The organism is Photorhabdus antumapuensis (assembly GCF_020387775.1).
GTDB lineage: Bacteria > Pseudomonadota > Gammaproteobacteria > Enterobacterales > Enterobacteriaceae > Photorhabdus > Photorhabdus antumapuensis.
The window spans coordinates 107,610-127,465 of record NZ_JAHZMK010000021.1; the positions used below are offsets into that span (position 1 = coordinate 107,610).

General features: G+C 43.9%; 20 protein-coding genes and 2 tRNA genes. 5 read left to right on the forward strand and 17 right to left on the reverse strand.

Features of this window, described 5'->3' with window-relative positions:
- Positions 1–22: 22 nt before the first annotated feature.
- From infB to rlmE, 10 genes are all read right to left on the reverse strand, one after another.
- On the reverse strand, positions 23–2,752 hold the full coding sequence (infB, locus tag KZ793_RS08625) for a translation initiation factor IF-2 (protein WP_225814975.1): 2,730 nt from the start codon (positions 2,750–2,752) through the stop codon (positions 23–25).
- 24 nt (positions 2,753–2,776) lie between these two features.
- Positions 2,777–4,285: a transcription termination factor NusA gene (gene nusA / locus KZ793_RS08630; protein WP_225814976.1), complete on the reverse strand. Its 1,509-nt coding sequence runs from the start codon at positions 4,283–4,285 to the stop codon at positions 2,777–2,779.
- A gap of 21 nt (positions 4,286–4,306) precedes the next feature.
- Complete coding sequence (gene rimP, locus KZ793_RS08635; protein ID WP_023043415.1) at positions 4,307–4,759, reverse strand: ribosome maturation factor RimP; 453 nt, start codon at positions 4,757–4,759, stop codon at positions 4,307–4,309.
- A 211-nt stretch (positions 4,760–4,970) separates the two neighbouring features.
- Positions 4,971–5,047 (reverse strand) — tRNA-Met (locus KZ793_RS08640).
- A 58-nt stretch (positions 5,048–5,105) separates the two neighbouring features.
- Positions 5,106–5,194 (reverse strand) — tRNA-Leu (locus KZ793_RS08645).
- 57 nt (positions 5,195–5,251) lie between these two features.
- Positions 5,252–5,590: a preprotein translocase subunit SecG gene (gene secG / locus KZ793_RS08650; protein ID WP_225814977.1), complete on the reverse strand. Its 339-nt coding sequence runs from the start codon at positions 5,588–5,590 to the stop codon at positions 5,252–5,254.
- Positions 5,591–5,766: 176 nt separating this feature from the next.
- The gene (gene glmM, locus KZ793_RS08655; protein WP_225814978.1) at positions 5,767–7,104 is read right to left on the reverse strand and encodes a phosphoglucosamine mutase; all 1,338 of its coding nucleotides are present in this window, start codon (positions 7,102–7,104) and stop codon (positions 5,767–5,769) included.
- On the reverse strand, positions 7,101–7,946 hold the full coding sequence (gene folP, locus KZ793_RS08660) for a dihydropteroate synthase (RefSeq protein WP_225814979.1): 846 nt from the start codon (positions 7,944–7,946) through the stop codon (positions 7,101–7,103). The genes glmM and folP overlap by 4 nt, the downstream gene beginning before the upstream one ends.
- A gap of 84 nt (positions 7,947–8,030) precedes the next feature.
- The gene (ftsH, locus tag KZ793_RS08665) at positions 8,031–9,992 is read right to left on the reverse strand and encodes an ATP-dependent zinc metalloprotease FtsH (RefSeq protein ID WP_317987449.1); all 1,962 of its coding nucleotides are present in this window, start codon (positions 9,990–9,992) and stop codon (positions 8,031–8,033) included.
- A 48-nt stretch (positions 9,993–10,040) separates the two neighbouring features.
- The gene (rlmE, locus tag KZ793_RS08670) at positions 10,041–10,670 is read right to left on the reverse strand and encodes a 23S rRNA (uridine(2552)-2'-O)-methyltransferase RlmE (protein ID WP_225814980.1); all 630 of its coding nucleotides are present in this window, start codon (positions 10,668–10,670) and stop codon (positions 10,041–10,043) included.
- A 141-nt stretch (positions 10,671–10,811) separates the two neighbouring features.
- Here rlmE and yhbY point away from each other — a divergent pair, with 141 nt between their 5' ends.
- Complete coding sequence (gene yhbY / locus KZ793_RS08675; protein WP_112877185.1) at positions 10,812–11,105, forward strand: ribosome assembly RNA-binding protein YhbY; 294 nt, start codon at positions 10,812–10,814, stop codon at positions 11,103–11,105.
- A gap of 133 nt (positions 11,106–11,238) precedes the next feature.
- Here yhbY and greA read toward each other — a convergent pair whose 3' ends face one another.
- Entirely contained in the window at positions 11,239–11,715 is a 477-nt protein-coding gene (gene greA / locus KZ793_RS08680; protein ID WP_225814981.1) for a transcription elongation factor GreA, read from the reverse strand.
- A 260-nt stretch (positions 11,716–11,975) separates the two neighbouring features.
- On the opposite strand from greA, the gene dacB reads away from it, so the two are divergent.
- Entirely contained in the window at positions 11,976–13,424 is a 1,449-nt protein-coding gene (dacB, locus tag KZ793_RS08685; RefSeq protein ID WP_225814982.1) for a serine-type D-Ala-D-Ala carboxypeptidase, read from the forward strand.
- A gap of 57 nt (positions 13,425–13,481) precedes the next feature.
- Here the strand turns inward: dacB and cgtA are convergent, their stop codons facing one another.
- The 3 genes from cgtA to rplU all read right to left on the reverse strand — a co-directional run bounded on the left by cgtA (position 13,482) and on the right by rplU (position 15,370).
- Positions 13,482–14,657: an Obg family GTPase CgtA gene (gene cgtA, locus KZ793_RS08690; protein ID WP_225814983.1), complete on the reverse strand. Its 1,176-nt coding sequence runs from the start codon at positions 14,655–14,657 to the stop codon at positions 13,482–13,484.
- A 127-nt stretch (positions 14,658–14,784) separates the two neighbouring features.
- Positions 14,785–15,042, reverse strand: a complete 258-nt coding sequence (gene rpmA, locus KZ793_RS08695; RefSeq protein ID WP_011148617.1) for a 50S ribosomal protein L27 — start codon at positions 15,040–15,042, stop codon at positions 14,785–14,787.
- 19 nt (positions 15,043–15,061) lie between these two features.
- Positions 15,062–15,370, reverse strand: coding sequence for a 50S ribosomal protein L21 (rplU, locus tag KZ793_RS08700; RefSeq protein WP_118984608.1), 309 nt, complete (start codon positions 15,368–15,370; stop codon positions 15,062–15,064).
- 251 nt (positions 15,371–15,621) lie between these two features.
- Here rplU and ispB point away from each other — a divergent pair, with 251 nt between their 5' ends.
- A complete protein-coding gene (gene ispB / locus KZ793_RS08705; RefSeq protein WP_113041642.1) occupies positions 15,622–16,593 on the forward strand; it encodes an octaprenyl diphosphate synthase in 972 nt (323 codons plus the stop codon).
- A 25-nt stretch (positions 16,594–16,618) separates the two neighbouring features.
- Here the strand turns inward: ispB and KZ793_RS08710 are convergent, their stop codons facing one another.
- Both KZ793_RS08710 and KZ793_RS08715 read right to left on the reverse strand, forming a co-directional pair.
- Positions 16,619–16,999, reverse strand: a complete 381-nt coding sequence (locus KZ793_RS08710; protein ID WP_049585090.1) for a DNA-binding protein — start codon at positions 16,997–16,999, stop codon at positions 16,619–16,621.
- A gap of 76 nt (positions 17,000–17,075) precedes the next feature.
- Positions 17,076–17,423, reverse strand: coding sequence for a DNA-binding protein (locus KZ793_RS08715; protein ID WP_225814984.1), 348 nt, complete (start codon positions 17,421–17,423; stop codon positions 17,076–17,078).
- A 186-nt stretch (positions 17,424–17,609) separates the two neighbouring features.
- Here KZ793_RS08715 and KZ793_RS08720 point away from each other — a divergent pair, with 186 nt between their 5' ends.
- Positions 17,610–17,876, forward strand: coding sequence for a helix-turn-helix domain-containing protein (locus KZ793_RS08720; RefSeq protein ID WP_011148622.1), 267 nt, complete (start codon positions 17,610–17,612; stop codon positions 17,874–17,876).
- 101 nt (positions 17,877–17,977) lie between these two features.
- On the opposite strand, the gene mdh is transcribed toward KZ793_RS08720, so the two are convergent.
- Positions 17,978–18,916, reverse strand: a complete 939-nt coding sequence (gene mdh, locus KZ793_RS08725) for a malate dehydrogenase (RefSeq protein WP_225814985.1) — start codon at positions 18,914–18,916, stop codon at positions 17,978–17,980.
- 455 nt (positions 18,917–19,371) lie between these two features.
- Here mdh and argR point away from each other — a divergent pair, with 455 nt between their 5' ends.
- Positions 19,372–19,842 carry a transcriptional regulator ArgR gene (argR, locus tag KZ793_RS08730; protein ID WP_011148624.1) on the forward strand — a complete coding sequence of 157 codons (471 nt, stop codon included), beginning with the start codon at positions 19,372–19,374 and terminating at the stop codon, positions 19,840–19,842.
- The last annotated feature ends 14 nt before the right edge of the window (positions 19,843–19,856 follow it).

A 19,856-nucleotide genomic window follows, 5' to 3' on the forward strand; every position in this document is an offset into this window, starting at 1 on the left:
TGAAATTAACCAGCGGTAGGAATTAAGCGATAGAACGTTTAATTTCAATAATTTCAAATACTTCTATCATATCTCCGACGCGAACGTCGTTGTAGTTCTTAACGCCAATACCACATTCCATACCGTTACGGACTTCGTTAACGTCATCTTTAAAGCGGCGCAGGGATTCCAGCTCACCTTCGTAAATCACTACGTTATCACGCAGTACGCGGATTGGGTTATTTCGCTTAATGGTCCCTTCAGTCACCATACAACCTGCAATCGCACCGAATTTCGGTGACTTAAACACATCACGAACTTCTGCAAGGCCCATGATCTGCTGTTTATATTCAGGTGCCAGCATACCACTCATTGCCTGTTTAACTTCATCAATCAGGCTATAGATAACGGAGTAATAACGCAGATCCAGGCTTTCATTTTCAACAACCCGGCGTGCAGAAGCATCGGCACGAACGTTGAAACCCAGAATAATTGCATTAGAAGCAGCAGCCAATGTAGCGTCAGTTTCAGTAATACCACCTACGCCAGAGCCGATGATTTTCACTTTCACTTCATTGGTAGACAATTGTTCCAATGCTTCGCGGATCGCTTCACATGACCCTTGAACGTCAGATTTCAGAACAATATTCAATTCAGAAACTTCGCCTTCTTCCATGTTAGCAAACATGTTTTCCAGTTTAGATTTCTGCTGACGAGCCAATTTGACCTCACGGAATTTACCCTGACGATACAGAGCAACTTCACGAGCTTTCTTCTCATCACGTACAACAGTTGCTTCATCACCAGCCGCCGGTACGTTGGATAGGCCAAGGATTTCCACTGGAATAGATGGCCCCGCAGAGAACACTTCACGACCTAGCTCGTCACGCATTGCACGAACTCGTCCATATTCAAAGCCACAAAGTACGATATCACCTTTGTTCAAAGTACCTTCCTGAACCAACACTGTCGCAACCGGGCCACGACCTTTATCCAAGAATGATTCGATAACAACGCCGCTTGCCATACCAGAACGAACTGCTTTTAGTTCAAGAACTTCAGCTTGAAGTAAGATTGCGTCCAGCAATTCATCGATACCAATACCCGCTTTAGCAGATACATTGATAAACTGAGTTTCACCACCCCACTCTTCAGGCTGAATACCGTGCTGAGAAAGCTCACTCTTTACGCGATCCGGATCAGCTTCTGGTTTGTCGATCTTGTTAACCGCAACAACTACAGGCACATTCGCTGCTTTTGCATGCTGAATAGCTTCGATAGTCTGAGGCATCACGCCATCATCAGCAGCAACAACCAGGACCACGATGTCGGTAGCTTTTGCACCGCGTGCACGCATTGAAGTAAATGCAGCATGCCCTGGGGTATCCAGGAAAGTAATCATGCCACTTTCAGTTTCAACATGGTAAGCACCGATATGCTGGGTAATACCACCCGCCTCACCAGAAGCAACTTTCGTAGAACGAATGTAATCCAGAAGAGAAGTTTTACCGTGGTCAACGTGACCCATGATAGTCACAACCGGCGCACGCGACTCAGCAACAGCTTCACCTGTATCGCGGTCGCTCATCAGCGCTTCTTCCAGTTCATTCTCACGACGCAGGATAACTTTATGACCCATTTCTTCAGCAACCAGCTGTGCAGTTTCCTGATCAATCACCTGGTTGATGGTTGCCATTGCACCCATTTTCATCATGGCTTTGATGACCTGAGAACCTTTGACAGCCATTTTATTCGCCAATTCAGCAACAGTAATAGTTTCACCGATCACAACATCACGGTTAACAGCAGCTACAGGCTTATTGAAACTTTGCTGCAATGTACTGGTTTTACGTTGCTTACCTTTTGTACGACCAACTGCACGGGCTTCTTCACGATCTGCTTTAGATTCAGAATGTTTATTATTTTTCTTCTGGCGAGTCGCCTTACCACTACGACTGCGGGCTCGACGATCACCTTCAACTTTAGCATCATTTTCGTCTTCTGCTGCACGGGCATGACGGGAGGTAGTGACATGATAATCGTCGCTATCAATGGAATCTGAATCACTTGACCACTTATCCTGATTCTCTTCAGCCATACGACGAGCTTCCTCAGCAACGCGTTTAGCTTCTTCCTCTACCTTACGACGCATCTCTTCTTCTGCTTTACGCTTAAGATCGGCAGCTTCTGCTTCACGACGTGCTTTTTCACTTTGAGCTGTTTTATCAGTCTGGGCTGGTTTCTGTTTATGTTCGGTATGTTGATTGGTCACTTTTTCATTTTCCGCTGCCTGGCGCTTAGCTTTATCAGCTGCTTCACGTTTGGCTTTTTCTTCTGCCTCACGTTTAGCCTGCTCTTCAGCGAGTTTCTTCGCTGCTGCTTCGGCTTCGCGTTGCACTTTTTCTTCTGCTTCGCGCCGTGCTTGCTCTTCCGCTTCACGCTTCGCCTGCTCTTCCGCTTTAGCCTGTTCAACGGCATCACGGTTCACATATGTACGCTTTTTGCGGACCTCAACGGCTACCGGTTTGCTTTTACCATCGGTGCCTGAAACATTCAGCGTACTACGTGTCTTACGCTGCAATGTTAATTTATCGGGTTTACCAGCTGAACCACCTTGTTCGCGGTTCAAATGTGCCAGTAAAGCTTCTTTTTCTTTCTGGGAGACAAAATCAGTTTCGGTTTTTTTAATCCCTGCATCAGCAAATTGCTGTACCAGGCGATCAACCGAAGTCTGTATCTCTTCTGCCAGTGATTTTACGGTTACATCTGTCATGCTGTTCCTTCCTGCTACGGTTTATTACGCATCATCGCCAAACCAACAGATATTTCGGGCAGCCATGATGAGCTCGCCTGTTTTCTCATCATTCAAACCTTCAATATCAGATAGGTCGTCGATACCCTGCTCGGCAAGATCTTCCAGCGTACAGATGCCACGGGCAGCCAGGTCAAATGCCAGAGTACGGTTCATACCAGTCAGATTTAACAACTCTTCAGTTGGTTGTTTATCACTGAGGCTTTCTTTCTGAGCCAGTTCCCGAGTAGTTAAAGCAGCTTTCGCACGTTCACGCAGGACTTCGATAGTTTCCTCATCAAGACCTTCAATTTCCAGAAGTTCCTTAATTGGTACATAGGCCAATTCTTCCAGAGTTGAGAACCCTTCTTCGACTAGAACAGTAGCGAATTCTTCATCAATATCGAGATGCTTAGTGAATGTATCAATAGAAGCATGAGCTTCTGCCTGATGTTTTGCTTGTAGCTCTTCAGCAGTCATGACATTTAATTCCCATTTGTCATCACCACGGTGTTTTTTCAACAACTGCGCAGCCAAGCGCACATTTTGACCATTACGGCCGATAGCCTGTGCTAAGTTGTTGCTTTCAACGGCAACATCCATCGTACACTTGTCTTCGTCGACAACAATAGATGCAACATCAGCCGGAGCCATAGCATTAATGACAAACTGAGCAGGATTATCATCCCACAGTACAATATCAATTCGTTCGCCGCCCAGTTCACTGGAAACAGCCTGTACTCGTGCACCACGCATGCCAACGCAAGCACCTACCGGATCGATACGCTTGTCATTCGTTTTTACTGCAATCTTAGCGCGAGATCCCGGATCGCGGGCAGCAGCTTTAATTTCAATTAGCTCCTCACCAATTTCCGGAACCTCAATACGGAACAGTTCAACCAGCATTTCCGGGCGGGAACGACTGACAAACAGTTGCGCACCTCGTGCTTCAGGGCGAACATCATACAGCACACCACGCACGCGGTCACCTGGGCGGAAATTTTCCCTTGGTAACATGTCTTCGCGAAGGATAACTGCTTCAGCATTATTGCCTAAATCAAGAGTGATATTCTCACGATTGACTTTCTTAACCACACTGGTGATGATCTCACCTTGCTGTTCGCGGAACTGGTCAACAACCATAGCGCGCTCAGCCTCACGTACTTTCTGTACAATAACCTGTTTAGCGGTTTGCGTTGTAATACGATCAAATGTGACTGATTCAATTTGATCTTCGGTATAGCTACCCACATCAATTTCAGGCTCTTCAAATCTAGCCGCATCCAGCGTAATTTCACGAGTTGGCTGGGTCACTTCTTCAACAACTAACCAACGACGGAAAGTGTCAAAATCACCAGATTTACGGTCAATGCTGACACGAACATCAATCTCTTGTTCATATTTTTTCTTGGTGGCTGTGGCCAATGCTGTTTCCAGCGCCTCGAAGATCTTTTCGCGTGGAAGGGATTTTTCGTTGGAAACCGCTTCCACAACAGCCAGAATTTCTTTATTCATCCTAGTTGCCTCATCCGAACTTTAAAAGTGGGGTACCAGGTTCGCTTTCTGGATGTTGCTCAGTGCGAACACTTCATCTTTTCCATCCACCGTAACCGTGATCATTTCGCCGTCGACAGTTTTGATAATGCCCAGCCATTTCCGACGGTTTTGCATTGCTATACGTAAAACCAGACTGACTTCCTCACCAATAAAACGCTGGTAATGTTCAGCCGTGAACAATGGACGCTCTAAGCCAGGCGAAGAAATTTCCAGGTTATAAAGCACTGAGATAGGATCTTCGACATCCAATACCGCACTGACCTGGTGGCTAACATCAGCACAATCATCAACAGTGATACCATTTTCACTATCAATATAAATCCGCAGTGTAGAAACACGTGCACGAATAAACTCCAAGCCGACTAATTCAAAGCCTAAAGCTTCAACTGGTGCTGAAATCATCGCTGTTAATTTTTGCTCTAATGTGGACAAGCCCACCCCCAAGACATAAAAAAAGGGCTAATTAGCCCAGTAGTTCTGTTGTCAAATAACAAAAAACCCCGAAATTCGGGGCTTTATGCAACTGGACCCTATTTGCTGCCAGTGGCTTCAACCACTCACTTCATGCCCCTTTAACTCAGAATCAATATTTCAAATATTGCTGAATTATTTCGTTCAAAAAGGTGCATCTTAATTTAAGAAGTGGTTGCGGGAGCCGGATTTGAACCGACGACCTTCGGGTTATGAGCCCGACGAGCTACCATGCTGCTCCATCCCGCGTTCGAAAACGTGGCAAATATTACGCCGATAACTGCCAAAACGCAAGCTATCCGAATAATGGTACCGAGGACGGGACTTGAACCCGTAAGCCCTAGTGTGGGCACTACCACCTCAAGGTAGCGTGTCTACCAATTTCACCACCTCGGCACTACTATGAGGTTATCGCTGATTAAACAACCTCATCTTAATTCTTTCTTGTGACGATTACTGCGGAATATCACTATTTGGTACTGCTGGCACCGCCGGAATCTCCGTTGACTTCTCGACTTTAGCCGGCTCGCCAATGTTTTCCCATTTACTGCTTGTACCAGTCTGGTTACTCGTCATATTGCCAAGCACCAAACTAATAATGAAAAACAGAGTAGCAAAAAGCGCAGTCATACGGGTCATAAAGTTACCAGAGCCCGATGAACCAAACAGCGTTGCAGAGGCACCCGCACCAAAGGAAGCACCCATATCAGCACCTTTACCCTGCTGCAGCATAACCAAGGCAATCAGCCCGATAGCAACCAGCAAGAAAACAACTAAAAGAGCTTCATTCATATGTCGTACCTATGTCCTTGTGGGGTTTACCACGATTTACATGGTTACCTTATACCGCACTACCCACTCAAACAGGCTAATCACCTAACTGAGCGGGTCTGAATACTAACCAAACCACATCTGATACGCAAGGTTAATTTCAATAATCAGAATCACTTGAAGAAAAAAACAACAAATTAACCAGCGTATTTCACTGCATCAGCAATACGATGGGCCAAAGCAGTGACTTGTACATCATCTTCACCCTCTACCATGACACGAATCAATGGCTCAGTACCAGATTTACGTAACAATACCCGTCCACGGCCATTTAATTCAGCTTCAACAGATTTAGTAGTATTAATTACACTTTCCGATTTAAGTGGATCGTGTGAGCCGGAGAAACGAACATTTACCAGCACCTGCGGCAAAAGTTTCATACCACTACACAGATCGTGCAAACTCATATGGTTACGTACCATAGCACTCAGAATCTGAAGGCCAGCAACAATGCCATCACCCGTAGTTGTTTTATCCAGTAAAATAACATGACCAGAGTTTTCGGCCCCTAAACGCCAACCTTCTTCCTGCAATTTTTCCAGCACATAACGGTCACCCACTTTAGCACGCAAAAATGGGATACCAAGCTGCTTCAATGCTAACTCCAATCCCATATTACTCATCAGTGTACCAACAACGCCACCACGCAGTTGCCCCTGCCTCAGTGCTTCACGGGCAATAATATAAAGGATCTGGTCGCCATCAACTTTCTGCCCCAAATGGTCAACCATAATAACGCGATCACCATCACCATCGAATGCCAAACCAACATCTGCTTTCTCTTCTACAACACGTTGCTGCAACAAACGAACATCGGTAGCACCACACTTTTCATTAATATTGATACCGTTTGGTTCACAACCAATCGTCACAACATCAGCCCCTAGTTCTCTGAGTACATTTGGAGCAATGTGGTAAGTCGCACCGTTAGCGCAATCAAGTACAATTTTCAAACCATTAAGACTTTGCTCACTTGGAAATGTACCTTTACAGAATTCGATATAACGACCAGCAGCATCAACAATACGATTTGCGCGTCCCAACTCTGCGGATTCCACACAAGTCAGTGGCTTTTCCATTTCAGCCTCAATCGCTTCTTCCACATCATCCGGCAGTTTCGTACCATCAATAGAGAAGAATTTAATACCATTATCATAATAAGGATTATGAGAAGCAGAGATAACAATTCCAGCTTCAGCACGGAAAGTTCGGGTCAGATAAGCAACAGCAGGTGTTGGCATAGGACCAGTGAACGAAGCAGATAAACCAGCCGCAGCTAAACCTGCTTCTAAAGAAGATTCCAGCATATAGCCAGAAATACGGGTATCCTTACCGATAATGATCTTACGAGAACCATGACGAGCCAGTACCTTACCCGCAGCCCAGCCAAGCTTTAACACAAAATCTGGCGTAATTGGGCTATCGCCCACTTTGCCACGGATACCATCGGTACCAAAGTATTTGCGGTTACTCATAATTTCTTTTCTTCCTTTGCTGAAAGTGTTGCTCCGACAATTTGCATTGCCTGCACGGTTTCTTTGACATCATGCACCCGGATAATTTGCGCTCCTTGCATAGCTGCGATAACAGCGCAAGCCACACTCCCGGCAACCCTTTCTTGTGGCGGCACATGAAGCAACTGACCTATCATAGATTTACGTGACATTCCTGCCAGCACAGGTAAACCAAATTGATGAAATTGGTTTAAATGTGCTAGTAACTGATAATTATGCGTCAAGTTCTTGCCAAACCCGAAGCCAGGATCAAGAACAAGTTTATCTTTTGTTATCCCTGCCACCATACAACGTTCAATTTGTTCAGTAAAAAATTGTTTCACTTCACCCAACAAATTTTCATAATGCGGTGCATCCTGCATCGTCCTCGGTTGGCCTTTCATATGCATCAAGCAAACGGGCAAACCAGATTTAGCTACGCTTTCCAAAACACCAGGCTCTTGCAATGCACGAATATCATTAATTAAATGGGCGCCAGCTTTTGCTGACTCACTCATCACCAATGCTTTCGAGGTATCAACAGAAATCCAGATATTAAATCGTTGAGCTAAAGCCTCAATAACCGGAACAACACGATCCACTTCTTCTTGTTCACTGACTTCATCAGCTCCCGGACGGGTAGACTCCCCACCGATATCAATGATCGCAGCTCCTTCATTAATCATCTTTTCAGCATGTCGTAAGGCCATATCCAGAGTATTATGAACCCCTCCATCAGAAAATGAATCTGGAGTCACATTCAAAATACCCATTATTTGTGGGCGGGAAAGATCGAGAACATTATCTCTGGCTCTGAGTTTCATGTTGAACTACCTTCAATGTCAAAACCCCAGGACTTACCTGGGGTTTCATGAATATATCAATCAGACTACGAAACAATGGAACAATTACTGATCTTTATTTCCTGACGGCCCTACTTGCTCACCACCTTGCGCCAATGTATTGATATCATCAGTTGGTTTTGCAGTCTGTGGAGGAGGTGTATTACCTGTTGGGCGACTGTTATTATTGCTACCGTTATCACTTTCCCATCCTGCTGGCGGGCGCACATTCGTGCGATTCATTAAGTCATCGATCTGAGGTGCATCAATAGTTTCGTACTTCATCAATGCATCTTTCATCGAATGCAGGATATCAAGGTTATCCATCAGAATATGACGGGCACGTTGATAGTTATGGTCAATAATTGCCTTAACTTCCTGATCGATCAGACGAGCAGTTTCATCGGACATATGTTTAGCTTTCGCAACTGAACGCCCGAGGAACACTTCCCCTTCTTCCTCCGCATAGAGCAATGGGCCGAGTTTTTCCGAGAAACCCCACTGCGTTACCATGTTACGGGCTATTGATGTTGCAACTTTGATATCGTTAGATGCACCAGTAGAAACACTGTCTGGACCATAAATAATCTCTTCTGCCAGACGGCCCCCGTATAAGGTTGAGATCTGGCTTTCCAGTTTCTGGCGGCTAGCGCTGATCTGATCCCCTTCCGGTAGGAAAAAAGTCACACCCAAAGCACGACCACGCGGAATAATGGTAACTTTATGAACAGGATCATGCTCAGGAACCAGACGGCCAATAATGGCATGGCCTGCTTCATGATAAGCAGTTGATTCTTTTTGCTCTTCCGTCATCACCATAGAGCGGCGTTCTGCACCCATCATGATTTTGTCTTTCGCTTTTTCGAATTCAACCATAGAAACTACGCGTCTGTTACCACGGGCAGCAAACAAAGCAGCTTCGTTCACTAGGTTAGCCAAATCAGCACCAGAGAATCCCGGAGTACCGCGAGCAATGACAGAAGCATCAACATCAGTATCCAGAGGAACCCGGCGCATATGAACCTTCAGAATCTGCTCGCGGCCACGTACGTCTGGCAAACCAACAACAACCTGACGGTCAAAACGACCAGGACGCAACAATGCAGGATCAAGCACGTCGGGGCGGTTAGTCGCGGCAATAACGATAATACCTTCGTTGCCTTCAAAACCATCCATCTCAACTAGCATCTGGTTCAGAGTCTGCTCACGTTCATCGTGACCCCCTCCCAAACCAGCGCCACGCTGACGGCCCACCGCATCAATCTCATCAATAAAGATGATACAAGGTGCTGCTTTCTTCGCCTGCTCGAACATATCACGAACACGGGATGCACCAACACCAACAAACATTTCAACAAAGTCAGAACCAGAGATAGTAAAGAACGGCACTTTCGCTTCACCAGCAATTGCTTTTGCCAGTAAAGTCTTACCCGTACCCGGAGGCCCAACCATCAGAATACCTTTCGGAATTTTTCCACCCAACTTCTGGAAGCGGCCTGGCTCTCGCAGATATTCCACCAGTTCACCAACTTCCTCTTTCGCTTCGTCGCAACCAGCAACATCAGCAAAAGTGGTTTTAATCTGATCTTCTGTCAGCATACGGGCCTTACTTTTACCAAAAGACATTGCCCCTTTACCGCCGCCGCCCTGCATCTGACGCATAAAGAAAATCCAGACCCCAATAAGCAGTAACATCGGGAACCAGGAAATGAAAATAGAAGTTAGCAGACTTGGTTCCTCTGGGGGTTCACCAACCACTTTTACGTTTTTATTCAGTAACGTATCTAGCAGTTTTTCATCCTGTACTGGTAGGTAAGTGGTGTATCTGCTGTTATCTTTCCTACTAACGTTAATTTCACGACCTGTGATACGAACTTCGCGCACCTGATCCTGGGCTAATTCATTGATGAAGGTAGAGTAATCCACCCTACGACTATTGGAATCGCTGGGACCAAAACTCTGGAATAACGACATCAGCACAACTGCGATAACTAACCAGAGAATCAGGTTTTTCGCCATGTCACTCAAGGGATTAACCTCATATTACAACTGTGTTAACAAATAGCATTCAGGGTACTATAGTTTCCGCCCTGTCGCTACAATGTATACTTCACGCGATCGTGCCCGCGAAGCGTCTGGCTTACGAATTTTCACGTTCGTAAATAGGGAGCGAATTTCCCTCAGGTATTCATCAAAACCCTCTCCCTGAAACACTTTGACAATAAAACTCCCCCCGGGGGCCAGCACATCACGACACATATCTAACGCCAATTCAACCAGATACATGGATCGAGGAATATCGACCTCAGGTGTTCCGCTCATATTGGGTGCCATATCCGACATGACGACCTGGACTTTGTTATCACCAACTCGCTCAAGCAATGTTTTCAATACAAATTCATCACGAAAATCACCCTGAAGGAAATCGACGCCAACAATGGGATCCATCGGTAAAAGATCACAGGCAATCACTCGCCCATTATCACTAATTTGACTCACTGCGTACTGAGACCATCCACCAGGAGCTGCGCCTAAATCGACAACGGTCATGCCAGGCTTAAAAATTTTGTCAGTTTGTTGAATTTCATCAAGTTTAAACCAAGCGCGAGAACGAAGCCCTTTTTTCTGTGCTTGCAGAACATATTTATCACTAAAGTGTTCTTGTAACCAGCGACTGGAGCTTGCCGAACGTTTTTTATTGGCCATTGTCCTTTCCAACTATACTACGAATAAAGAGCCAGATATCTATTGCTCCATACACCAAAACCACAACACACTATTTTATGGTGATAGAGATGAGATGGCGGTAGAATGCCCCGTTTTCAATCCTAACTAAGCAAAAAAACAATGGCCCTTAACAAAAAACAAGTACAACACCTGAAAAGTCTCGCTCACCCGCTAAAACCTGTCGTCATGATTGGTAATAACGGCCTGACCGAGGGTGTGTTGGCCGAAATTGAACAAACGCTGTCACACCATGAGCTTATCAAAGTCAAAATCGCAGGCGAAGATCGTGAAACCAAAAATTTGATCGCCGATGCAATTGTCCGCGAGACCGGTGCATATAATGTGCAAATTATCGGTAAAACTCTAGTTCTTTACCGCCAATCGGAAGAACGCAAAATTATTTTACCTAAATAATCAAACCACATTTATATAAAATGCGGTGCGCATATTATGATAAAAAAGGCCATATCCGGCCTTTTTTACTTTCTCCACGATCCTTGTGCAACTTTACCTAACGTAAATCAATAGCAACAGGCCAATCCTGAAGTTAAATATATTCAACTTTCAGGATTTCATATTCAACTTCACCACCTGGTGTTTTGATAATAACAACGTCATCAACTTCTTTACCTATCAAACCACGGGCAATTGGTGAATTTACTGAGATTAAATTTTCCTTAATATCCGCCTCATCATCACCCACAATCCGGTAAGTCTGCTCTTCATCAGTATTAACATTCAAAACCGTAACTGTAGTCCCAAAAATAACACGTCCAGCCTTGGGCATTTTTGTGACATCAATCACTTGTGCATTAGAAAGCTTAGCTTCGATTTCCTGAATACGGCCTTCGCAGAAACCTTGTTGTTCACGAGCAGCATGATACTCAGCGTTTTCTTTTAGATCACCATGTTCACGCGCTTCAGCAATGTCTGAAATAATTTTTGGACGGCGTACGTTCTTTAGATAATCTAGCTCTTCGCGCAACTTATCCGAGCCACGTACCGTCATTGGAATCTGTTTCATTTATTAATCCTCTAAATCTTTCCTGAGCAAAAAACCAGCATCATCCTGATGTTTTCAGATAACAGCACAATGAGCACACCTTGTCGGGCGGGCTTCCAGACAATAAACAATAGTGCAAACCATAGGACTACCCAGAGTTCACAATCATATTTTACATATTAATATATCATTCTAACGTAGACTTGGTGATGGGTCATCGTTTACTTTTCCCCACTTTGCGCCTTAGTATTGTGGTATGTCTACATCCATATGCGAAATTTATGTCCTTCTTTAAAATTGCCAGCAGATTAGTTTGCGTTACCGCTCTGTATTTGACTACACCTAACGCAAACGCCACACTTGTTGAGGAATATACGAAATATCTGCCTGATGGTACCAATCTGGCATTAATAGCTCAAAAAGCAGGCGCCAGTTCCCCATTAATTGATTATCACGGGCAGCAAATGGCTCTACCAGCAAGTACGCTGAAAGTTGTCACCGCACTTGCAGCATTATTACAACTGGGAAAAGACTATCGCTTTATCACCACATTGGAAAGTAATGGCAAAATTTCAAACGGTATTTTAAAAGGGAATTTGAGCGCTCGTTTTGTCGGAGATCCAACGCTGACCCGCCAACAACTTCGCAATATGGTTACAGTTTTGAATCAAGCCGGCGTGAAAAAAATTGACGGTGATCTTTTAATAGATGTTTCCGCTTTTTCCAGCCACGATAAGGCTCCCGGTTGGGTATGGAATGATATGACCCAATGTTTTAGTGCTCCGCCTGCTGCCGCAATCGTGGATCGAAATTGTTTTTCCGTTTCACTATATAGCGCAGAACGTCCCGGTGATACTGCATTCATCCGTGTCGCATCCTTTTACCCAGTGAATATGTTCAGTGAAGTCAAAACATTGGCAAAAGGCGCTCCTGAAAGCCAGTACTGTGAATTAGATGTCGTTCCAGGAGAACTCAACCGTTTTATACTTACCGGATGCCTTACTCAGCGCAGTGAACCGTTGCCACTGGCTTTCGCAATTCAGAACGGAACCAGCTATGCAGGGGCAATTCTCAAAAACGAACTGCAAATTGCTGGAATTGAAATCACAGGTAACCTCAAACGCCAAAGCTTACCAACTGAGCCGGGTAAAATTTTGGTTCAGAATCAATCCGCACCATTACATGATCTGCTGAAAGTCATGCTGAAAAAATCTGACAATATGATCGCGGATACCGTATTCAGGACAATAGGCCGACAGCACTTTGATATACCAGGAACCTGGCGTTCAGGCTCTGATGCGGTACGGCAAGTATTGAAACAAAAAGCAGGTATCGATCTGGGAAATACCGTGATGGTAGATGGCTCAGGATTATCCCGCCATAATCTGATTACCCCAGCAACCATGATGGAAGTATTACAATTTATTGCTCAACATGATCAAGAATTAGATTTCATTTCCATGCTGCCATTAGCTGGTCATGACGGTACTCTAAGATACCGAGGAGGATTGGATGAAGCAGGAGTAAACGGGAAAGTTTCGGCTAAAACCGGTGCCCTGCAAGGAGTGTATAATCTGGCTGGCTTTATAACCACGGCTAGCGGTCAGCGAGTTGCCTTCGTGCAGTTTATTTCTGCTTATGCCGTACCGCCAAAAGAGCACCGCAGCCGGCGGGTTCCTCTGGTCCGATTCGAAAGTCGGCTATATAAAGATTTATATCAACAAAACTAATAAAATCGGCGCCACAAATAAGTGGCGCCCTTAACTGCAATGAGAGAGACCGAAGAATCAGCGTTTATAAATTACTTCAATACCTTCGTCGTCATCTTCATCCCAATCGTCATCCCAGTCATCGTCTGCTTCCGAAACCTGTTCTAATTGCTCTTTATGGTAATCATCCCACATGAATTCAACTTTCTCAGGTTGAGCTCCATCTTCTGTTGTACTCATATTACGAGGTTTGGTTTTCATAAACTCCATAATATCCCAACAAAGCTCTTTAACACCCAGACGATTTATCGCTGAGATCATGTAAAAATCGCCTTCCCAACCTAATTCATCAGCAATAGCTTGTGCACGCTGTTTGGCTTCTTCTGGCTCTAACAGATCAACTTTATTGAATACCAACCAACGTGGTTTTTCTGCCAATTTTTCGCTGTATTGCTGTAACTCATTGACAATAATCCGGGCATTTTCGACAGGATCTGATTCATCAACAGGACAAATATCAATTAAGTGCAGCAATACCCGGCAACGTTCCAGATGTTTCAAAAAGCGAATACCCAAGCCAGCGCCATCGGAAGCACCTTCAATGAGCCCTGGAATATCAGCAACAACGAAACTTTGTTCGTTATCCATCCTTACTACACCCAAGCTGGGTACCAGAGTGGTAAATGGATAATCTGCAACTTTTGGTTTAGCAGCAGAAACAGCACGGATAAATGTAGATTTCCCTGCATTTGGCATCCCCAGCATACCAACATCTGCTAACAGCATCAGTTCCAGCATCAATTCACGGGTTTCACCTGAAGTCCCCATCGTTCTTTGACGAGGAGCCCGGTTAACAGAAGATTTAAAGCGGGTATTGCCAAGCCCGTGGAATCCACCTTTCGCTACCATTAGACGCTGTTCATGACGAGTCATGTCGCCCAGAATCTCACCAGTTGCCACATCACGGACACGCGTACCAACAGGCACTTTAATCGTAATATCCTGACCACGCTTACCTGTACAATCACGGCTCTGACCATTTTGCCCACGTTCCGCCCGAAAAGACTTTTCAAAACGATAGTCAATCAGTGTGTTAAGATTTTCATCTGCTAGCAGATAAACATCTCCACCATCTCCACCATCCCCACCGTCTGGCCCACCTTTCGGAATATATTTTTCACGACGGAAGCTGACACAACCATTGCCACCATCCCCCGCAACAACCAGTATTCTGGCTTCATCTACAAATTTCATATTTTTTCTCCGTATGATAGCCATTACAGTGCTGGATGGCTGTGTTACCCAGAGATGGCGTACTTTAGAATATAAAAAGCCCCGCAACACATGCAGGGCTTCTGATTCGGTGTATAACTCGAAAAACTTATTCAGCTTCGATGCTGATAAATTTGCGGTTTTTCGGGCCTTTAACTTCGAATTTAACTTTTCCGTCAGCTAATGCGAACAGGGTGTGATCACGACCACAACCAACGTTATTGCCAGCGTGGAATTTAGTACCACGTTGACGAACAATGATGCTGCCTGCTAATACAGACTCGCCACCAAAACGTTTTACACCCAGACGTTTGCTTTCAGAATCGCGGCCATTACGAGTTGAGCCGCCAGCCTTTTTGTGTGCCATTAATCTGCTCTCCTAAATCTTAAGCGATGACAGTGATTTTAACATCGGTGAACCACTGACGGTGGCCTTGCTGCTTACGGCTGTGTTTACGACGACGAAACTTAACAATTTTAATTTTCTCGCCACGACCGTGGGCAACGACTTCAGCTTTGATTTTAACGCCTTCAACGACAGGAGCGCCGATTTTGATGTCATCACCATTAGCGACCATCAGAACCTGGTCAAACTCAACAGTTTCACCCGTTGCGATGTCTAGCTTTTCCAGGCGAATTGTTTGACCTTCGCTGACTCGGTGTTGTTTACCACCACTTTGGAAAACCGCGTACATATAAACTCCGCTTTCCGCACGCCCCCTTAAATATCATTCCAGAGCGCACTATAAATATTCATAATAGGGCGCGAATTCTACGCAAAAAAGCCTAAGAAGACAAGAGCAGAATTAGAGCAGATGATAAAAAAACATAGTTGCTGAATTGTCATTTATTTAGACTGTTTTTCGAGTACAATCAAGACACAGCAATAACTATTTTAATGTTAATATGAACACAGCTCTGCATTAAAACCCATAGCCGAAAAAATATGAATTTAGAATCCATTATCAAGCTAACCGCTGATGATATGGCAGCGGTAAATGAAACCATTCTTAGTCAGTTGAATTCTGACGTTACTCTCATCAATCAGCTGGGCTACTACATAATCAGTGGTGGTGGAAAACGCATTCGCCCAATCATTGCCATCCTAGCTAGCAGAGCATTAGGTTATCAGGGTGATAAGCATATTACTGTTGCTGCATTAATTGAATTTATCCACACAGCGACTCTGTTACATGATGATGTAGTGGATGAATCAGACATGCGACGTGGCAAAGCGACGGCCAATGCCATGTTTGGTAATGCAGCAAGCGTGCTGGTTGGTGACTTTATATACACACGCTCTTTCCAGATGATGACAGCTCTTAACTCTATGCGAGTTCTTAAATTGATGTCAGAGGCAACCAATGTTATCGCTGAAGGCGAAGTTTTACAGTTGATGAACTGTAATGATCCAAATATTTCTGAAGATGATTATATGCGGGTGATTTACAGTAAAACAGCCCGATTGTTTGAAGTCGCCGCGCACTCTTCCGCAATTCTTTCTAATGCCACCCCAGAGCAGGAAATGGCTTTACAAAATTACGGACGTTATTTAGGCACTGCATTCCAGTTAATTGATGATTTACTGGATTATAATGCTGACAGCGATACATTAGGCAAAAACACCGGTGATGATCTTAACGAAGGTAAACCGACATTGCCCTTGCTACACGCTATGAATCATGGTACTCCAGAACAATCGGCACTTATCCGTGAAGCAATTGAAAAAGGTAATGGCCGACATTTACTCGAAACCGTACTGACAACCATGAAACAGTGCGGTTCACTGGAATATACCCGTAAACGAGCAGAAGAAGAAGCAGATAAAGCAATAGCTGCTTTGCAGGCGCTGGAAAACTCCCCATACAAGCAAGCACTCGTGGGGTTAGCCCATATTGCCGTACAACGCCTTTCTTAATCGATAGATAGAACGAAACCTGGGGTTAATCTGACTCCAGGTTTTTCTCTGCGTCTTCAACACCTACATCAATATAACCAATAAGTTTTGCGAGCCCCTCCCGAAGAATAAATTTCACAATTTTTTCCCGCTCAACTTTAGTTAATTGATAGTACGCCTCAATCCAAATTAAGAATGGGTCTTGCCGTTTGTTTGCATAATCAATAGTGCTTTCCCCTACGGATAGCACATTAAGTACATCTTCAGGCAAACTATTTATATGATATTCAAGAGCCTTGCCCTGAACACCTCGTTTACGTCTATATTCCCATCCCTCCCGCCTTGCCATCAGATTTATTCCCTGTGGCGAAGAAGGAAGTCCGGCAATACCAACCAGCTCTTTAGCTGAGTACCATTCTTTTTTCATACTTTTCTTCTCACTTTGCACCGGGATAATGAAGAAGAATCCAAGTTAGTTGGCATTTCTAATTTCCAAAAATGGGTTAAATAACAGAAATTTTTTCTAAAAAACTTCTGATACCATCCCGTAAAATCATGGCTATCACAGCCTGTTTCTCAGATTCTGATAACTGATGAAAAGCACCAACCCAAATCGATAAAGGATCTTGCTTCTGTACCTGATACTCAGAAGATGATTCATGAAGCTCCAAGGCTGTAATGGTCGTTTCCGGGAAACAGGAGTAGTGATACTCAACTGCTTTACCTTGTACACCTTGTCTTTTCTGACGTAACCACTCCTCGCGTTTTGCTCTGGCATTAACTCCTTGTGGTGATCCAGGTAACTCACCCACGCCGATTAACTCCTTGGCCGAATACCACTCTTTTTTCATCGCGTTTCTCTATTTTTGTAACCAAGTTCAAAAAAGAAGCTTTTAAGAAAAAATTTGGAAATATTTTCAGAAAAATAATGCTATTTTATTTCTCAATAACAGGTTTAAGTTCGTTATTACTCTCATGCGTACCTGTTATTTATACCACTAATATGGCATCAAATTTAATAAAAATAAGGATTAAAAATGATTTCAAGGAAATCTGATTGGCATCCTGCCGATATAATTGCAGCTTTACGCAAGCGGGGAACAACTTTAGCTGAGGTATCACGCAGAGCCGGGCTCAGCTCATCGACCTTAGCGAATGCACTATCTCGCCCGTGGCCAAAGGGAGAATGGATAATTGCAAATTATCTGGAAATACACCCTTCAGAAATTTGGCCAAGTCGTTATTTTGATCCAAATACTGGAGAATTATTAGAAAGGAAAGTACGTGAACAAACAAATAATTAGCTAACGAATTACATTAGTTGAATAAAAACCGCTGGTAATTCGCTATACCAGCGGTTTTATTGTTTCATAGGTATATATTGTTTATTTATAAAATATATTAATTAGTTATTAATAAATTTTTCGCCTAATTCTATATCTTTTCTCAATACATCTAGCATGCCTTCCAGTGCTTTCTGTTCAAAATCACTCAGCTCACCAATATCCAAACGCTCTTCTACGCCATTTTTACCCAAACGAACCGGCTGAGCGAAGAAGCGAGCATATTTGCCATCACCTTCAACATAAGCACATTCCACAACATCACTTTCGCCTTGTAAGCCACGGACCAAAGAGAGACCCAAACGAGCCGCAGCTTGCCCCATGGACAGAGTTGCAGATCCTCCCCCCGCCTTAGCTTCAACGACTTCTGTACCAGCATTCTGAATACGATTAGTTAAGGCAGCCAACTCTTCATCAGTAAAGCTCACACCAGGGATCTGAGATAACAGAGGTAAAATTGTCACACCAGAATGACCACCGATAACGGGCACTTCGATTTTCTGTGGTTTTTTACCTTTCAATTCAGCAACGAAAGTATTAGAACGAATAGCATCCAGGGTTGTGACACCAAACAGGCGGTTTTTGTCATATACACCCGCTTTTTTCAGCACTTCGGCTGCAATAGCTACAGTTGTGTTGACTGGGTTAGTAATAATCCCAATCAGTGCTTTCGGGCAAGTTTTAGCCACTTGTTCTACCAGGTTACGAACGATCCCCGCATTAACATTAAACAAATCTGAACGATCCATGCCTGGTTTACGGGCAACCCCCGCAGAAATCAATACAACATCTACTCCTTCCAACGCTGGAGTTGCATCTTCACCAGCAAAGCCTTTAATTTTCACTTCCGTTGGAATGTGGCTCAGATCAACAGCCACCCCAGGTGTTACTGGAGCGATATCATATAAAGAGAGTTCTGAACCTGAAGGAAGCTGGGTTTTTAGTAGAAGAGCAAGAGCCTGACCAATACCACCGGCTGCACCGAGAACTGCAACTTTCATCCTGATACTCCTTAAATCGTTTATACTTTAAAATGCTGTAAATTCATCTAGTTAAGAACCATAGATTACTACGTTTTTGAAAACAATCTGTTAACAGCCAAATTGTGGACTTACGCTCTAATCGTGGGACGCAAAAGTCGCCGTATTCTAGGCAAAATGCTTATCTGTTAATGAGATAACGGACACTATTTTGAGAATTTCCCTATGATTTTACGAAATAATCGGCTAAATACCTTACACCCAACAACAACGCCGAACAACATCATTTGATTAACAATATATTTACCTGATAACCAGCTAAAAAAAGCAAATTTCCATATTCATATTTTATGAATTTATATATAACATAAGACCAATTTCGCACGGTTCAAATCGGCTATAAAATCATTATTATTGCATAAAAATTCATTTATATGCATAATAAAAGCTTCATAGCTGATTGAATATGGTGAAATATGCGCACTCCCTCTAAACAGGAAGATTTAGTAAAAGCTTTCAAGGCGTTATTGAAAGAAGAAAAATTTAGCTCTCAAGGTGAAATTGTCACTGCTTTACTGGAAGAAGGTTTTGAGAACATCAACCAATCCAAAGTCTCTAGAATGCTCACTAAATTTGGTGCTGTTCGCACCCGTAATGCTAAAATGGAGATGGTTTACTGCCTGCCTGCTGAGCTTGGTGTTCCTACTGCTACTAGCCCACTAAAAAATCTAGTATTAGACGTTGATTACAACCATCCTATAGTTGTGATTCGCACAAGCCCTGGTGCTGCTCAACTTATTGCTCGTCTGCTAGATTCTCTTGGTAAATCAGAAGGTATACTCGGCAGTATCGCAGGTGATGACACCATCTTCGTTACACTCACCAGAGATTCCACAACAGAACAGCTGCGTGGAGCCATCCTTGGGTTGTTCGAACAAGAGCTTTAAATGAACGCGCCAAC

Coding starts and splice junctions, on each gene's coding strand:
- infB (WP_225814975.1), bottom strand. CDS start 2,752: ATGACAGATGTAACCGTAAAATCACTGGCAGAAGAGATACAGACTTCG.
- nusA (WP_225814976.1), bottom strand. CDS start 4,285: ATGAATAAAGAAATTCTGGCTGTTGTGGAAGCGGTTTCCAACGAAAAA.
- secG (WP_225814977.1), bottom strand. CDS start 5,590: ATGAATGAAGCTCTTTTAGTTGTTTTCTTGCTGGTTGCTATCGGGCTG.
- glmM (WP_225814978.1), bottom strand. CDS start 7,104: ATGAGTAACCGCAAATACTTTGGTACCGATGGTATCCGTGGCAAAGTG.
- folP (WP_225814979.1), bottom strand. CDS start 7,946: ATGAAACTCAGAGCCAGAGATAATGTTCTCGATCTTTCCCGCCCACAA.
- rlmE (WP_225814980.1), bottom strand. CDS start 10,670: ATGGCCAATAAAAAACGTTCGGCAAGCTCCAGTCGCTGGTTACAAGAA.
- yhbY (WP_112877185.1), top strand. CDS start 10,812: ATGGCCCTTAACAAAAAACAAGTACAACACCTGAAAAGTCTCGCTCAC.
- greA (WP_225814981.1), bottom strand. CDS start 11,715: ATGAAACAGATTCCAATGACGGTACGTGGCTCGGATAAGTTGCGCGAA.
- dacB (WP_225814982.1), top strand. CDS start 11,976: ATGTCCTTCTTTAAAATTGCCAGCAGATTAGTTTGCGTTACCGCTCTG.
- cgtA (WP_225814983.1), bottom strand. CDS start 14,657: ATGAAATTTGTAGATGAAGCCAGAATACTGGTTGTTGCGGGGGATGGT.
- rpmA (WP_011148617.1), bottom strand. CDS start 15,042: ATGGCACACAAAAAGGCTGGCGGCTCAACTCGTAATGGCCGCGATTCT.
- rplU (WP_118984608.1), bottom strand. CDS start 15,370: ATGTACGCGGTTTTCCAAAGTGGTGGTAAACAACACCGAGTCAGCGAA.
- ispB (WP_113041642.1), top strand. CDS start 15,622: ATGAATTTAGAATCCATTATCAAGCTAACCGCTGATGATATGGCAGCG.
- KZ793_RS08710 (WP_049585090.1), bottom strand. CDS start 16,999: ATGAAAAAAGAATGGTACTCAGCTAAAGAGCTGGTTGGTATTGCCGGA.
- KZ793_RS08715 (WP_225814984.1), bottom strand. CDS start 17,423: ATGAAAAAAGAGTGGTATTCGGCCAAGGAGTTAATCGGCGTGGGTGAG.
- KZ793_RS08720 (WP_011148622.1), top strand. CDS start 17,610: ATGATTTCAAGGAAATCTGATTGGCATCCTGCCGATATAATTGCAGCT.
- mdh (WP_225814985.1), bottom strand. CDS start 18,916: ATGAAAGTTGCAGTTCTCGGTGCAGCCGGTGGTATTGGTCAGGCTCTT.
- argR (WP_011148624.1), top strand. CDS start 19,372: ATGCGCACTCCCTCTAAACAGGAAGATTTAGTAAAAGCTTTCAAGGCG.